The sequence below is a fragment of the Hymenobacter sp. GOD-10R genome (genome assembly GCF_035609205.1).
GTDB lineage: Bacteria > Bacteroidota > Bacteroidia > Cytophagales > Hymenobacteraceae > Hymenobacter.
The window spans coordinates 1603773-1619350 of record NZ_CP141184.1 but is presented as its reverse complement, the minus strand read 5'-3'; the positions used below and the strand labels follow the sequence as shown (position 1 = coordinate 1619350).

The following is a 15578-nucleotide window of genomic DNA, read 5'->3' as shown; positions in this document are numbered from 1 at the left end:
AACATGCAAAAATATCTTCTATTTCTGGGGCTGCTGCTGGGGGGCGGCACGCTCACGTCGTGCGAGAAGTATCTCGACGTCAACGACAATCCCAATAACCCCATCTCCTCGACCCCGAACTTCCTGTTGCCGGGCATCATCAGCAATGGCATCCAGACGCAGATGTTCTCGGCCTTGCGTACGCCTTACATCACGCAGTACCTTGTGAGCCGCACCCGCAACAGCGGCGGCAACGACCAGTACTACCTCACGAACGCAAACAGCACCAACACCTTCAACTACTCCTACTTCCAGTCAGGGGGTAATATTCCGCCCATGATAAAGGCGGCGCAGGAAGAAGGCTCGCCGTACTACGTGGGAGCCGGCAAGATCATGCAGGCCGTGATTTTGGCCCACGTAACGGATATGCTCGGCGACGTGCCCTACAGCGAAGCCTACCAGGGCGGCGCCAACTACACGCCCAAGTACGATCCGCAAGAGCAGATTTACGGCAACATCAACCAGCTGCTCGACGAGGGCATTGTGGAGATGAGCCGGCCGTCGTCCGAAAACTTCCGAGCGCTGTATAGCACCACACCTAGCGAGAGCGGCGACATTCTGTATAAGGGTGACCCGGCGAAATGGGTGAAGCTTTGCTACGCCTTGAAGGCCCGCCAGCTTCAGCACTTAACGAAGAAGGCTGCCAGCGGTGCTTATAATCCAAACGCGGTACTCGCGCTGTGCGACAAAGCCTTTACCTCCACAGCCGACGACGCGCAGATTCAGTATCAAACAGCTGTTTCGCCGCTGACCAACACCACCAATATCTTCGGCACGACGCGGGCGAACTTCGGTACGGCGACGTTTTCCACGAACATCATCAAATACCTGAACGGCACCACGTACCCTGGCGTCATCGACCCGCGGTTTGGCATTATGGCGCCCACTACCAGCACCGGCGCCGACCCCGGCGCCGGCACCACAACGAACCTGACGCCGGGCTCTACCATCACCGACTTCTACGCTAGCTGGTACGCCCGTGACCTAGGTTACTTCGAAGTCATCACCTACCACGAGCTGAAGTTTATCGAGGCCGAAGCTGCTTTTCGGGCTGGTAATAAGACGCGGGCATTAGCAGCATACCGCGCTGGCATTCAGACGCACATGCGCAAAATCGGTGTCGGCGGCACGTTCTCGGCGCCGGCTGTTACGTTCCCCACCATCAGCGAAGCCCAGATTACGGCTTACCTGGCTAGCGCTGCCGTAGCCCAAACGGAAGCCGACCTGACGCTACGCCGCATTATGGAGCAGAAGTACATTGCCATGTTTCTGAACCCCGATTCGTGGTCGGATCTGCGCCGCTTGGATTTCGACCCGACGATCTACGTGAACTTCGTGTACCCTACGCTCAATGTGAACTCCACCTTGGCGAGCAAGCCAGATTACAAGGACCGTTTCCCACGGCGCTTGTTGCCGGGCGCAACCGAGGTGCTGTATAACCCCAACGAGATTGCGCGCATCGGCGGCAACGACCCCGACTACATTACGCGGCCTATGTGGTTCGACCAGCCATAACTGTCCTTTCGCTGACGCTTCTCTGCTTTACCTCCATGACATACTCTCAACTTTTCACGACCCTGCGCTCATTCGTGCTGCTTGGCCTCGTCGCCTGCGGGCTAGCTAGCTGCGAAAAAGAGCCCGTCGATACCTACTACCAGCTGCAATCGGAGCCGGGCCTAGCTTTGCTCGGCGCCAACGTGACGACCATCACCAAATACGCGCCGAGCGAAACCATCACGATTTTTATGGGCTACAACCAAACCGACCAGGTGCGCGACTTCACCATCTTCCAGGTGGTGGCCAACCAAGATTCGATGGTGGTAGGCACGTATCCGGTGAATAATCCGTTTGTAGATCCCACCTCCAAGTTGCTAATACAGCCAATAGAGTACGTGGTGCCGGCGAACCTAGCGAACAAAACCGCCGTGCGGGTCGACGTAACGACGAACTTCACCAACGGCGGTTCGCGGATGCGGCGCTTCACTTATAACGTGGCTGCTGCCCCCACTCTTAAGCTAGCAGCCACGGCGCCGGTCACGTACCGCAACGGTCTGGCCGCCACTGCCCAAAGCGCCAACGACCTGATCGGGTATTCGCTGGTGATTAACGAGGGCGGTATTGCCACCGTCCCGACCACGCCTAGCACGTCGACGCTGTTTAAGGCCGTGGATAGCTTATCGTACTTCTACCAGATCGGGACGCAGACGCCGGTGCGCATCGGCTCAGTACGTAACCCTACAACGGGCGCCGCCAATACCCGCACCATCGACCTGCGCGTTCCGGCGGCGGCTACTACGGGTCAGTCTGTTCAGTTTGTGTTCGTCACTTACTCGAAGCCAGCCCCTAGCTCCCAGCCCTACGCGGCCAGCGTAGTAACGCCGGCCATCACCGTGGCTGCACAGACGCCTTTGCCTACCGTGCGGCGCGGGTCCGTTAGCTTCGGCCCCGGCTCCTCCCCCGATTCGCTAGCCTTCAACCTAAAGCTAGGTCAGAACGAGGCTGCCGCCAATGCGGCCACAGCCAAAGACCTGATAGCGACCGGCTCCACGGCTACCAGCGTTACCCTGGCGGCCGGCAACACTACGCGGGTTTTCCAAGTCCCCGCTTCACTGGTACCGGCTACTTACTACGCGCAGTCATCGGCTAATACGGTCGGCAACTTTGTGTTTCAGAACACGCTCGTGGCGGACCTAGGTAGCGCCGTGGTTGGCAACGTGTACGCCGTGAAGGTGCGGGGTACGGCTGAAGTGATGCTGCTCCGCATTACGGGCGTCCGGCTGGGTACGAATAGCTCGATTGCACGCGTGAAGTTTGAGTATCGCTCGTTGTAGCGACAGGCTACTCCATTAAGTAAAAAAGCCCCTGGTTATTCAACCAGGGGCTTTTTTATGCATGATAGCTAGGCTACTAGCTATGTTCTTACTTTAAAATTCGGCTGTCATGCTGAGCTTGTCGAAGCATCTCTATTGCAATGGTAATCAGAGTTACTTTGGCGGTAGAGATGCTTCGACAAGCTCAGCATGACGTTCTTTTAAACGATGGCTAATTGGGGAATAAACTTACTGTTCTAACGACCTCCAAACAGACGTTGGAAGAAGTTGCCTCGCTTGCGGTGCTTCGTTTTGACTTTGGTCTTGATGGTACTAGGTGTCGTGGATGGGCGCACCAACGTACCAGCACGCGGTGTAGGTGTTTGGCGCGTCACGGGAGCTGGTACTTCTGATGCAGGTGCTGCACCAGCACTAGGAGCTTGAGCTACAATAATTTCGGCCGAACGACCCGTCGTTAGCACGCGTACTGGGGCGCTTTCGTTGTGCAGCCGATCGACGGCCGTCACGTAGTACGCGTACGCAGTATTTGCCCGCGCCGAGGTATCGACTAGCACCGGCGCGTGGGTTGGCAGCTGCGGCACCAGGCCGATGATATAGCGCGGATCGTCCGGTGTTGCAGTTTCCCCTTGAGCAAAACGGTACACCACATAATACCGGGCGATATCACCATCGGACGCAGCAGGTCCCGGCTGCCACGTGAGCATGGCTGTGGGGCCGGTGCGCGTAAGCACCAAGTTCTGCGCTGGGCGCGGTGGCACGGCATCCAGCCACGGCATCGTGGGCACAAGGGCCGGGTAACGGAATTCATGCCAGCGCAAGGAGTCGGTGGTGCTCTTGGCATTCGCCATAAGCGAGCGGGCACTGAAAAACACGCTTCCGTTCACATCTTCCGGATACTTTCGGTTTAGGCGCACCTGCCTAGGTAGCTCGCGCGGGTTGCGCCACGTCGTATCCGACCTCGTGCTCTCCTGCATGCGGTAAGCCCCGTGCCCGATGTAGAGGTGCCGCCCAAAGTGGTTGCGCGCCCACCAGTCGACCAGCACGGGGTAAGCGGCCGCCCGGAAGTTGGTACTCCAGTATAGCTGGGGCAGAATGTAATCGACCCAGCCTTGGCGCATCCACTCGCGGGCGTCGGCGTACAGGCCCGTGTAGCCCTGAAAGGCCTTGGTCGCGGAGCCTTCGGGGTGCTCGTTCTGGTTCATCCACACGCCAAACGGTGAGATACCAAACTTCACCCAGCGCTTGTTCTGCTGAATGGCCGCGTGCAGGTCCCGGACGAGGATATTCACGTTTTGGCGTCGCCAGTCGGACAGCTTCAGTCCATCAGGGTTGTACTCTGCAAAAGCTAGCTCGTCGTGAATCACTTGGCCGGCTTCCGGATAGGGATAGAAGTAGTCGTCGAAGTGCACCCCGTCGATGTCATAGCGCCGCACCACGTCCAGAATTACCTGGGTGATGTACTCACGCACCGCGGGCAAGCCAGGGTTGTAGAGCAGCTTGCCCGAGTAGCGCAAAAACCACTCGGGGTGCTTCCGAAACGGATGGTTGGGGGCTAGCTTGCGCGTAGCCGTATCGGTAGAAGCTCGGTACGGATTGAACCAGGCATGAAACTCCATGCCGCGGAGGTGCGCTTCTTCGATTAGAAAGAGCAGTGGATCGTAGTATGGGCTAGGTGCCTTGCCCTGCTGGCCCGTCAGCCACTTGCTCCACGGCTCCAGTTCGCTTTGGTAAAATGCGTCCGACGACGGACGGACCTGCACAAACACCGCGTTGATGCCATTGTGCTGCTGGGCGTCGAGCAGGCGGCGGTACTCGCGGCGCTGCTGCTCGGCTGGTAATCCGCGGGCGCTCGGCCAATCAATATTTTCAACCGTTGCAATCCAAACGCCGCGTAGTTCGCGCTTGGGCGGCACCTGCTGGGCCTTTATAGAAAATGGTAGCCCTAGCAACAGGCTAAAAGCAACACAAAATAAAGCAGAGCAAACGGCGGGAAAAGATCGGAGCATCAGCGCGTAAAGAGAAACGTGATGCAAATTACGCACAAGCGCCTCGCTTGCGGAGCAAAAGTTTGCCGGCAAATCCCGTTTGTACCGGCAAAGATGCCTCCTCGTTCAACTGCTCAATCGCTAGGTCCAGCGAATCGCACTCCACCAGACAGTAGTGGTTCAAGTACCGCCACTCGGCACCTTACTCTGCATAGCGCAGCCGAAACCGGCTAAGGTCAGGCTTGTGGCGGCGGGGCCGTTGTAGCTCATACTGGTACACGGCCTTACCTAGGTCGCGCAGGAAAGGAAAAGCGACCGTGTCATAATCGTAGTGGTCGTCGTTCAGCACCTCGTCGGAGTTAGCATAAATCACCGCGGAGAGCATGAACTCCACGTTGCGGTCTAGATCCACGATGTAGGCGTTGTCGATCAGAAAGCCGTAGGCCTGCCCGATCTTATTAAAAATGCGCACTCCCGCCGGCAGCGGACCCGCCGCACCACCTGCCAGCAAAAACTTCACGTAGTTGTCGGGAAATTCTTTCGTGTTGTAGCGTGGGTGCGCACTTTCGCGGGGCAGCATGCTCAGGTAGCGACGCAAAAAAGCATAATCTTCCTCGGCCAACTCAAAGCGCTGCTTTACTGGTACTGCTTCGGGAAAGAGCACGGCGCGCAGGACACCTTGCAGGTCGGCTAAGGAAATAAAATTCTTTGTGGTAAAGTCCATCGGTTTGTTCACCTGGACGGTATTCTCAGAACCATCCACACGCTTGTCACCCTGCATGTAGGCTTTTCCAACAAGCAAGTTGTCGCGCCGCACGGCTGGGAAAGGCTGCTCGTTGAATGCCGCGGGTTGCAGGTACAAAGGACGCTGCAAAGCCGTATCGGCGTAAAACGTCATGGGGTTGGTGTGGCGGGAGCCGGGCTCCTGGTCGCCCACGGAGAGCCGGTGAATGATGCGCGCCGACTCGTAGCCCCTGCGGTGCAGTTCCTCATTCAGCGGACCTTGCCCTAGAAACTCGTACAGCCGATTAAAGGCATCGTTGTCACTCACGAGCAGCACCTTGCGAATGTACTGTGCCAGGCTAGGTCGTCCATCAGCTGCGCTAGTGTCGCGCCGCACCATGGTTTGTCCCGCAAAGGACGAATCGATCCGCACCGGCGACTCGGGCGTGAGCCCAGGCACCTGAGCTTGCAGCCGATGCAGTTTCTGAAGCGCCAGTACCGCCGCAGGCAACTTCACCGTGCTGGCCGGATAGAAATACTCATGCGGCCGCACGCGGTAGCCATAAGTACGAAAGTGCGGCCGATTCTGCCCGTCGCGGTTGATACGGGTGTAGAGAATCTGTACCCGATAGCGGTCGGGCTGGCGCAAGATGCGTCCAAACGTAGCCGTATCGGCGCGCAGCACGCGGCGGAGCGGGTTGCCAAGCTGCGCCATACCTAGCTGGCTGCTAAGCAGGTACGCCGCAACAAAAAAAGACCGCCACCACCAGCGGTATCCGGAAAGCGAAGTATTCATAGGGCTGGGAAGATAGTCTATCCCAAACTTCTGAGCTACAGCACTACCGTTTTTCAACGGGTGGTGGCGGTCCTTTTAGGTCGCCAAATGCAACATGCTGACTTAGTGTATAGCCTAGGCTAGGTCGTCGTCATCGTCGTCGTCCTCCTCCAGATCATCATCGAAATCATCATCGAGGTCGTCGTCGGCGTCCAGATCGTCATCCTCTAGGTCGTCGTCAACATCCAGATCGTCATCGTCGTCGAAGTCCTCGTCATCGTCGAGGTCATCGTCGTCATCTGGACCGCCTTGGGCAGCGCGAGCCGTTAGGGTGTAAACATCGTCGTCCGCGAAAGCCGTTTGGCTACCGCTTGCTGGGCTGTTCAGGGTTTTAATAGCCATAAGTGAAACAGAAGAAAAGTGGATAAGAAAGAAACCGCCGCACGTTGCTGCCGGCGGCAGAAAGGTACTACTTACAACGACACTTTGCCGGTTTCGCCTCCCGAAACTCCCGTTCCGCTGGAGGCAGTGCTCCCGCCTACGTCACCTTCGTCGGCATTGCCGGGCTTATCGTAGTGGGTGCTGGTGCTTACATTTTTCCCTTTGATTTCATGCCCGCCTTCGGTGCCACCGCTGCCGGAGCTGTCGTCGGCGTTGAGGCCTCGGAGCGCGTCGGAGTGGTTGTCGGGGAACTGGCGTCCTTCCGGCTGCCGCTGATCGGGCTGTGCTGTCCCCTCTTGCTCAATAGCTTGAGCATCGGTGGGAATTTCCTTGTTTTCTGCCATAATCCTAGCGTCTGTCTGACGGGTATGAGGTGAGAAGTAGCACACGATATACGCGGGCTCAGCAAGGTGGTTTTGCGCTTGTGCGAATGTTGCACAGCTTTTGCGCAACTTAGGGAAGTTATCGTCTACTTTTTTGCGTCGTTATTTATTTTCGATTTATGTCTTCTTCTCCGGCTGCTCGCCCTGCCGATTCATTCAGTCAAAAAACTGAAGCCGAACTGCGTTATCTTATCCAGCACCCCGAGTTTTATCATCCCGATGTGGTGGCTGCCGCCCGGCGCGAGCTGCACCAGCGCGGCTTCGATACGCGGCCCGAAATAAACACAAATGTTGTAACCACCGAACCTGATTTTGCCGATTTACCCGCCGAACGACGCTGGGTAGCCCCCGCCGTCGGCCTAGGTTTGCTGGTGCTGACCCTACTAGGCTGGCGCTATTATGACTCTTCCGCCCCAACAGCTGCAAAGGCTCCGAAGGCAAGGCCAACCGCTCTGAAGGTCGTAGCGCTGCGCCCGGTACAAACCTTCGACTCGTTGGTTACGACGCAAGTGCAGCAGCAGAAAGCGCTGCTACCCACCACCGAGCGGTCCGATACGACGGCCATCCGCAATTATCTGCTGCTAGCTGGGCGCTACTGGGCGGCCGAAGACCAGGCGGAATATCTTTACACGCAAGCCATCCAAAACGAAACCGATGAGCGGTTTTTGGGTTTGTTGGAGATGAATAGTGAACAGTGGCGCAGCTTCACCCATGTGCTCAGGTACGACCTCAAGCTTCAGCCCACCATGAAAAAGCATCTGGCGGTGATGGAGCATGCGGCCGACCTACGCGTCCGAACAATTAACGAAATGGCTTTTCGCCATGCGCAAGGCTTGCCGCAGCTTCTGCCTTCTACCAGCGCCACCCGCGACTCCGCCTATTACCTGCGCCAGGTGATACTCGGCGTGCCAGCCAGCCAACGCAAGCTGACCAGCCTTGCGCCTGCGGCTATCTCGAAGCGAGGTGACCTGCCAGAAGGCGCGCAGCTAGTGACGAGTTTACCTGAGCCGAAGGGCGGAGCCAATCCCATATACATTCTTGACGGTCGGGTCTTCCACAGCAATCCTTCCAACGGAGCACCCCCAGCCGAAGTGCAGTCCCTGCCCGCCGATTCGCTCGGGCGCATTCTGGTGGTGCAGCCCTCGGCCGCCGTCCGCTACTTCGGCCCGCAAGCACACGATGGCGCTGTGGTTGTTTACACTAAAGGAGCGCTACGCTTCATGGCAAGTCACCCCGAAGACTAATTTACACCCTAGGTAATGGAGGCCGACCCACTTCTCCCACCCGAGCCCCTAGCCCACAAAACGGACGCCGAGCTACTTTACCTCACCCAGCACGCCCGCCGCTATCCGGCGCCGCTGGTGCAAGCCGCCGTGCGCGAGCTACAGCGCCGAGAGCTTATCCCAACCGAACTGCCTGGCCAGGTGCAGCCCTCACCTGCTCCGCCGACGCCCCCGCGTACTTGGCTCGACGAAGTAAAAGACCTAGCTCATACCCTGTTCTGGCCGAGCGGTTCCCACGTCGTTACCTCCCTCCTGCTCGACGTAAACCTGGTGGTTTACCTTCTGATGGGCCTAGCTGGGGGTAGTTTGCTGGCTCCGCGCTCCGCTGACTTGGTAGCGTGGGGCTCCAATTTTTCGCCGCTTACCTTACACGGGCAGCCGTGGCGCCTACTTACCTGCTGCTTTTTGCACGGCGGCCCGGCTCACTTGCTGCTCAACGCGGGCACGCTCGTAGTGCTAGGCTTGCTCGCGGAGCCGCTGTTTGGCCGCGGCCGGCTGCTGCTCGGGTACTTACTGAGTGGCGTGGGCGGCAGCCTAGCTAGCTTGTGGTGGCACATGCCAGGCGGCGTCAACTCAGTGGGAGCTTCCGGCGCAATTTTCGGGCTTTACGGGTTGCTGCTTGCTACGGCTTTTGTCAAGAACACACCGTTGAGCCCGCAGCAACGCCGCCCGCTGTTCGGCCTGTTACTCTATCTTATGCTTTCCAGTTTATTAGCTGGGCTAGAAGGATCTGGCAACACAGACAATGCCGCCCACTTGGGCGGGCTGCTTACGGGTGTTCTGGTGGGTCTACTTATGCCTCATAAAGTTGTGGAGGAACGCTAGGCTGCTGATACAGGCTTCTTCTTTCCTGTTTTGCATACCAATTTTAGCTGTTCACACACAAATAAAATTCAAACCTATCTTTCCTCAATACAGTACAGGCTATATTTACCGGAGTAGCCTAGGTGCTTCTCTTTCACCTACTTTCTTCTACCTTTTTGCTCCTCATTCCTATATGAAAAATCATCTACATACTCTTCTTTGTGCTGCTGGCTTACTTTCCGCCGGCGGAGCTACTGCCCAAACCACTGTACCTAATGCAGGCTTTGAAACTTGGGAGAACCGCCCGTTGAGCAATGAACGCCCACAAGGCTGGCTCACGGCAGATGATATAGTGTATCAGGTATTTCAGCCCATTGTTGGACCATTGACGCCCAATGCTACAAAGTTGGTAACGAAGTCTAGTGATAAGTACACTGGTTCTTTTGCTGCCCAACTTATTCCCAAAAATATCTCTGTTCTCGGTCTTGGTAGCCAGCCTGCTCCTGCTATTTTGTTGCTCGGCGACCGTTTTCGCGTAACCTTCGCCGACTTATCGGACCCAACTGCTTTAGCGGACATCAGAAGGTCCCGGGGTATTCCTTATACAGCTCGTCCAGCCCAACTTACCTTTTGGTACAAATTTGCAGGCACGAGCACCGACCAAGCGCAAGTTGCCATGGCACTTAGTAAAGGAAATTTGAGCAATGGTGGCATTATCGTCGGCACTGCTAGCAGCACCACAACTAATGTCATTACGCCAGGCACAACAACTTACAAGCAATTTAGTGTGCCTATCACGTACACTTCAACAGAAGCACCAGATTCGCTGCGACTTGGCTTCAGTGTTGGCGGCAACCAGGTGTTCTCGTCTAGCGCAGCTTTGACCATTGACGACGTTGCCTTCTCCTTTACGACGGCCAACGCCAGCCCAGCCGTAGCCGCTACTCTCAGCGTTTACCCCAACCCTAGCGAAAATGGTCTGTTCTCGCTCGCCTCATTGCAAAAGGCTAGCGTAGCCACGGCACCGCTCAGCGTAACCGACGCTCTCGGCAAAGTAGTACTGCAGCAAGCCGCCGCGCCCGCTAGCGCCGCCAACGGGCGTCAGCTCGACTTGCGTGGGAAGCCTGCTGGTGTGTATTTGCTCCGCCTCGATACTCCCGAGGGAATAGTAGTGCGCAAGCTTCAGCTTCAATAACGTAAGCTAGGTCAACCGAAGCCCACGCCATTGCGTTAGCAGTAGGAAACCCACCTAACGCTATGAAAATTCAAGTTGAAGAGGGCCAGGACAAAGCATTCCTGCCCGATGGCCGCCACACGGTCGAAATTACGGACATCGAAGAAGGCACTAGTGAACACCAAAACGTACCTTTCTTTGCCGTCCGGTTTGAGAATGAAGATGGCTTTGTCAATCAGCGCTTCTACAATTCGCCTGCTGGCTTACCTATCATCCTAGGTTTGTACGAAGCCGCAGGCATTGCGCACGAAGCAGGTAAAGACCTCGATACCAAGCAGCTAATTGGCAAGAAAGTCTCCATCGAAGTGGGCGACCGTAGCTACGCTGATCCAGCAACTGGCAACGAGCGCACGCTACGCCAAGCCTCTGGCTTTCAAGCAGCCTAGGTTAACTTAGCTTCAAAACGAAACGGCCTGCAGAGCTATCTGCGGGCCGTTTATGTTTATGTCAATTGGTGTGCAACCTAGCTTGCCACTACTGGAGTGACGTTGCCCTTCAGCATTACTTCTCCAAAGCCAACACCAACAGTCATGCTTGGTAGCGTCAGGCCGGTATCCGTGATGTGCTCGTCGAGCTTCACCGTTTCGCCATCAACCGTCTGGGCGGTAGTTTCGAAGGGAAGCCCGTGCAGCACCACCTTATAAGTGGCGAAGCTAGGCTTATACTCGCCTTCTATCTCCTGCTTCAGCGTAAGGGTGGTTTCGGTGCCCGATACGGTGAAACGGCGGGTGGTGCTTTGTCCTTCCTGGTAAGCGTAGCCTTCGCCGCCATCGTCGTACAGCACGCTGGCTTCCTTACCATTCTTATAATATACGTGCAGCGTCAGCTCTTCTACTACCTTCTCGCCTACGTACTGCATGAGTGGGTAGAAGGGAATAACAGCCCCTGCTCTCACGAACAACGGAATCCGGTCGAGGTTGGCACTAGCCCACACCTCAGCCCCACCCGAGCGTACTTCATTCGTCCAGTAGTAATACCACTGTCCCTTCGGCAGATACATCCAGCGGCCATCGACACCAGGCGTGGTAATGGGGCACACTAACAGGTGGTCGCCGAGCGAGAACTCGGCCATGCGCAGGTACGTATCCGTGTCGTTCTGATCGAGGAACGCGAGGGGGCGCAACATGGGCGTGCCGTTTTGCACATACTGCCAGAACGTGGTGTACATATAAGGCAGCAAGCGGTAGCGCAACGAAATAAAGTGCCGCGCCAGAGTCATATACTCATCTCCGAAGGACCAAGGCTCTTGGTCGCCGTGGTCGCCGGAGCTGTGCGTGCGGAAGAAAGGGTGGAAAGCAGCTAGCGCCACCCAGCGCACATACAGCTCACCATCAGGTGTTTCCACGAAACCGCCTACGTCAGAGCCTACGAAAGAGAAACCCGAAATACTCAGCCGCTGACACTGGATGTTGGCTAGCCAGAGGTGTTCCCAGCTCGCAATGTTATCACCGGTCCAAGCTGACGAATACCGCTGTCCGCCCGCGTAAGTGCTCCGCGTGATGGTGAAAGGGCGATTAGGGTATGAGAAGCGCTTCACTCCGGCAGCCGTTGCCCGCGCCATTTGCATACCGTAAACGTTGTGCGCTTTCTTGTGCGAAGCCGAATGACCTTCGTAGTGGAAGCGCACATCATCAGGGAAAGTGCCTTTTTCGAACACAGCTGGTTCGTTCATGTCATTCCACACGCCGCGCACGCCATCTTCCTGAATCAACCCCTTGAACAGCCCGGACCACCACTCGCGCACGGCGGGCTTGGTGTAGTCAGGGAAGTTGCAGAGCCCAGGCCACACCGAACCGCGCATCAGCGGTCCATCGGCCCGCCGACAGAAGAAGTCTTGCTCCAGGGCTTCGTTATATACTGGATACTCAGGATCGATCTTGATACCGGGGTCAATGATAACCACCAGTTTGAACCCATCCTCAGCTAGCTCCTTAATCATGCGCTTTGGCTCGGGAAAGTGCGTGGGGCTCCACGTAAAGCACCGATACCCATCCATATAGTCGATGTCGAGGTACAGCGCGTCGCACGGAATCTGCCGCTCGCGGAAGCCCGCTGCAATTTCCTTTACGTTGCTTTCCGGGAAGTAGCTCCACTTACACTGATGGTAACCTAGGGCCCACATGGGTGGCAGTTCGGGCGGGCACGTCAGACGCGTATATTCCTCCGTTACCTCCGTGAGGGTAGGTCCATAAATAAAGTAGTAGTTCATCTCGCCGCCCTCAGCCCAGAAGCTGGTCACGTCGGCACGCTCAGCGGCAAAGTCGAAAAAGGCTTTGAAGCTATTGTCGAAGAAAATGCCATGAGCAATTTTCTGGTGCAGCTCCAGATAGAACGGAATGTTCTTGTAGAGCGGATCGGAGCCTTTCACGTAGCCGTAGGTGTCGGAGCCCCAATTCACAAAGCGCTTGCCGCGCAGGTTCATGTTCTCGGGCTTATCGCCGAGGCCATAGTAGCAAACACCGCTTTGCACCTGCTTGCTCATCTTAACGATGTCGTTGCCGGTGTCGTCGTTATGCTGCCAATGAAAGCCTTTATCATCGTCGCTCAGCACAGTACCCGAGCGGTCGAGAATGCGCACGTGCAAGTTTTCTTTTGACACAGTGCAAATAAGACGGTCGGTAGTAATCCGATAATGGTCAGGTTTCTCGCGAAATTCAAGAAATTGCGGCGCCTGCCGGGGCCGGTCGGCCGGAATAGCGTAGCTAAAATCGGGGGCGAAGCCTACTTCCGTTGCGTAACGAAAACGGAGAATTTTATCCGTAATTACCTGTAATTGTAATTGAACGTTATTTTCGCAGACAAAAAGAAAGTCATGGCCTTGCTGCTGACTTCGCACTACCTGCCCAGGAACTAGCTCCTGTTTAGCTCGTGCGGCCAGATCATTGACCATGTAGTTATTTTCCTGAATCATAAGGAGCTGGGACTTGGAGACTGAGAGAGTGAGGTTGAAAATAAATTTTAGTTCAACCGGATAGATACAGTTAAGTTCGCAAGGTAAAAATCATTGCCGCGATTTTTGCCTACTATTAGATAGGCCTTACCCAAAATCTGGGCCAGCGGCTTTTTAGCGAGAAATTCAGCTTGTTATATACTTCATTGCCCCGCGCTTTTTCATGAATTCTCAAAACTTTACGTTGCTATTGCTAGGCTGGGACGATATGCCGCAGCAATCTGGGGCACCTCAACCTGCTCCGCTTGAGCTAGCCCGTAGCCTATCCCCCCAGGCTACCTTATCAGTCATTCTTCCTCATTTACCAACTTCTGGTAATAAGGAAGTTCCAGACGCACATGTCACTGGTATTGCTGACCTACCTTTGGCTGATTTGGAATCGGCGGCCGGAGGGCAGATCAATTATCCGGCTGGGCAATGGGAAGCGCCTGCGTCTCCTTATGTAGGCGCTACTCACGACGCAGAAGAGAGTTCGTCTACCGTTGCTACTGGAGGCCTGCAGAACCAAGACGCTTTTGCGCTTGAGGCAACAGAGCCAAGTGTAGAAGAAGCGCAGGACCTAGGTTTTGATTCATCGGCCTCAACAGACGCAGCACAAGAAGCTGAACCGACGGCTACTTTTGTGCCTTTCGCTCTATCAAACGACCGCGCCACGCTGGCCGAAGCGCTAGGTGCCCTGCGTACTCCGCCGGTTGACAGTAGCGACCTAAATTTTCAGGTGATTCAGTACGCCCGCTTTGCCACCCGTTTGGCTTTAGCTGAGCAGTTCGCCGTTATCTATGCCATGGATTGGCCGGTGTGGCTAGCTGCTCTGGAGATCCGTCAGGCAACTGGCCGACCGCTTGTTTTGCACGTACACTCCTTGGCCGTTGACCGCGATACGCCCGCTGACCGTGGCTGGGGCCTGGAGCTAGAGCGCCTAGCACTGCGCCGCGCCGATTTGGTGCTCGCCGACTCGGAGGCCGTAGCGCAGCGCTTAATTGCTGAGTATGATCTATCGACGGAGCAAGTACGCGTGGTAGCAGCCTTCGATGATGAAGCATTGCTAGCTGCAGTACGGCCACTTGGGCTAGCTTCTTAGTACTTTTGCTGAATGAATATTGATGCTCCCCAACAAGCTTTCGACGCCGAGCTAGAATTGCACGGCGCTGACGGCGGCGTTTTTCTGACAGTACCGTTCAGCGTACCCGAGGTATTTGGCACCCGTGGCCAACTGCACGTGCGCGGTACCATTGATGGCTTTCCATTCCGGCTCCCTTTAACTCCAAACGCCGAAGGTGAACACATTCTGCAGGTGCGTAAGGAAATCCGCAATGCCATTGGCAAAACGTGGGGAACTACCGTACATGTCGTTATGGCGCCTGATACCGAGGAGCGCTCGGTGCTGATACCCGACGATTTGGCTAATGCACTCAGCAGAGCAGGTCTTAACAGTATGTTTGACCAGCTCGCCTACGCTCACCGCAAAGAATATGCGCGGTGGATTGAGCGGGCCAAGAAATCGGAGACGCGCATCAAGCGTGTGCAGGAGGCTATCGAGTTAATTAAAGCAGGCAAAAAGCTGAGTTAGTTATTCGTCTATTTGTTTTTACGCCGTCATCTAGCCTAGCTAGGTGACGGCTTTTTATTTTATGATATATATTAATTAATATTAAAAGTATTGATCAATCAGAAGCTTTTCATGCAGCAGTTATTTTTGCATGCTATTCTTCTGGCTCCTGTAAAACTGGCATAACTCCTGCAAAGCTAGCGTAAGTATGAGAGCTACTTTATTAGTACGCGTTTACTACTCAACAATTGATATACTTACCAGTTAATAAAACACAATCGTTTATCAACCAGCCACATAGCTTTATAATTAAAAACTTATTATAAATCCATAGGTAAATATAGCTTAAGTAAAACTTAGCTTGTTTTCTTTAATTTATACAAAACGTTTCTAAACTTGCGTTGGTTATTGCGGATCATTACCCGATTGGCAGGCAAATGCCGCCCTTTGGGAATTGACCGTTTTCCCGCCCCAAACATTTAGTTAGTGCCTGTTAGCAAGCTGGTACGAGCTTTGATATTAAAAGTTTACACGTAGCAGAAAAGTACACTTTACGCTAACTGTTGCCGTTCCCTAGGCGT

At 55.4% G+C, this 15578-nt stretch carries 13 protein-coding genes; 8 read left to right on the top strand and 5 right to left on the bottom strand.

All coding sequences use genetic code 11. The annotated features are described in order from the left end of the window. The first annotated feature begins 3 nt into the window (after nucleotides 1–3). Together SD425_RS06645 and SD425_RS06640 are read left to right on the top strand one after the other, a co-directional pair. Nucleotides 4–1554: a SusD/RagB family nutrient-binding outer membrane lipoprotein gene (locus SD425_RS06645; RefSeq protein ID WP_324676699.1), complete on the top strand. Its 1551-nt coding sequence runs from the start codon at nucleotides 4–6 to the stop codon at nucleotides 1552–1554. Between the two features lie 35 nt (nucleotides 1555–1589). After that, nucleotides 1590–2870, top strand: coding sequence for a hypothetical protein (locus tag SD425_RS06640; protein ID WP_324676697.1), 1281 nt, complete (start codon nucleotides 1590–1592; stop codon nucleotides 2868–2870). Between the two features lie 236 nt (nucleotides 2871–3106). Here SD425_RS06640 and SD425_RS06635 read toward each other — a convergent pair whose 3' ends face one another. From SD425_RS06635 to SD425_RS06620, 4 genes are all read right to left on the bottom strand, one after another. Beyond that, nucleotides 3107–4876: a glycoside hydrolase family 10 protein gene (locus SD425_RS06635; RefSeq protein WP_324676695.1), complete on the bottom strand. Its 1770-nt coding sequence runs from the start codon at nucleotides 4874–4876 to the stop codon at nucleotides 3107–3109. Between the two features lie 181 nt (nucleotides 4877–5057). Further along, nucleotides 5058–6374 carry a serine hydrolase gene (locus SD425_RS06630; RefSeq protein ID WP_324676693.1) on the bottom strand — a complete coding sequence of 439 codons (1317 nt, stop codon included), beginning with the start codon at nucleotides 6372–6374 and terminating at the stop codon, nucleotides 5058–5060. Nucleotides 6375–6488: 114 nt separating this feature from the next. Then, nucleotides 6489–6755, bottom strand: a complete 267-nt coding sequence (locus SD425_RS06625; RefSeq protein ID WP_324676691.1) for a hypothetical protein — start codon at nucleotides 6753–6755, stop codon at nucleotides 6489–6491. 71 nt (nucleotides 6756–6826) lie between these two features. Continuing rightward, the gene (locus tag SD425_RS06620; RefSeq protein ID WP_324676689.1) at nucleotides 6827–7138 is read right to left on the bottom strand and encodes a hypothetical protein; all 312 of its coding nucleotides are present in this window, start codon (nucleotides 7136–7138) and stop codon (nucleotides 6827–6829) included. 158 nt (nucleotides 7139–7296) lie between these two features. Here SD425_RS06620 and SD425_RS06615 point away from each other — a divergent pair, with 158 nt between their 5' ends. From SD425_RS06615 to SD425_RS06600, 4 genes are all read left to right on the top strand, one after another. After that, nucleotides 7297–8421, top strand: a complete 1125-nt coding sequence (locus SD425_RS06615; protein WP_324676687.1) for a hypothetical protein — start codon at nucleotides 7297–7299, stop codon at nucleotides 8419–8421. 15 nt (nucleotides 8422–8436) lie between these two features. Beyond that, nucleotides 8437–9285, top strand: coding sequence for a rhomboid family intramembrane serine protease (locus tag SD425_RS06610; RefSeq protein ID WP_324676685.1), 849 nt, complete (start codon nucleotides 8437–8439; stop codon nucleotides 9283–9285). Between the two features lie 172 nt (nucleotides 9286–9457). Then, a complete protein-coding gene (locus SD425_RS06605) occupies nucleotides 9458–10459 on the top strand; it encodes a T9SS type A sorting domain-containing protein (protein ID WP_324676683.1) in 1002 nt (333 codons plus the stop codon). Nucleotides 10460–10521: 62 nt separating this feature from the next. Continuing rightward, nucleotides 10522–10884: a hypothetical protein gene (locus SD425_RS06600; RefSeq protein WP_086595923.1), complete on the top strand. Its 363-nt coding sequence runs from the start codon at nucleotides 10522–10524 to the stop codon at nucleotides 10882–10884. Nucleotides 10885–10961: 77 nt separating this feature from the next. Here the strand turns inward: SD425_RS06600 and SD425_RS06595 are convergent, their stop codons facing one another. Next, nucleotides 10962–13409 (bottom strand): glycoside hydrolase family 31 protein, encoded by a 2448-nt coding sequence (locus tag SD425_RS06595; protein WP_324676680.1) that lies wholly within the window; start codon nucleotides 13407–13409, stop codon nucleotides 10962–10964. Between the two features lie 202 nt (nucleotides 13410–13611). Here SD425_RS06595 and SD425_RS06590 point away from each other — a divergent pair, with 202 nt between their 5' ends. After that, nucleotides 13612–14529, top strand: a complete 918-nt coding sequence (locus SD425_RS06590) for a glycosyltransferase family 4 protein (protein WP_324676678.1) — start codon at nucleotides 13612–13614, stop codon at nucleotides 14527–14529. A 12-nt stretch (nucleotides 14530–14541) separates the two neighbouring features. Continuing rightward, on the top strand, nucleotides 14542–15018 hold the full coding sequence (locus tag SD425_RS06585) for a YdeI/OmpD-associated family protein (protein WP_324676676.1): 477 nt from the start codon (nucleotides 14542–14544) through the stop codon (nucleotides 15016–15018). Nucleotides 15019–15578: the final 560 nt, after the last annotated feature.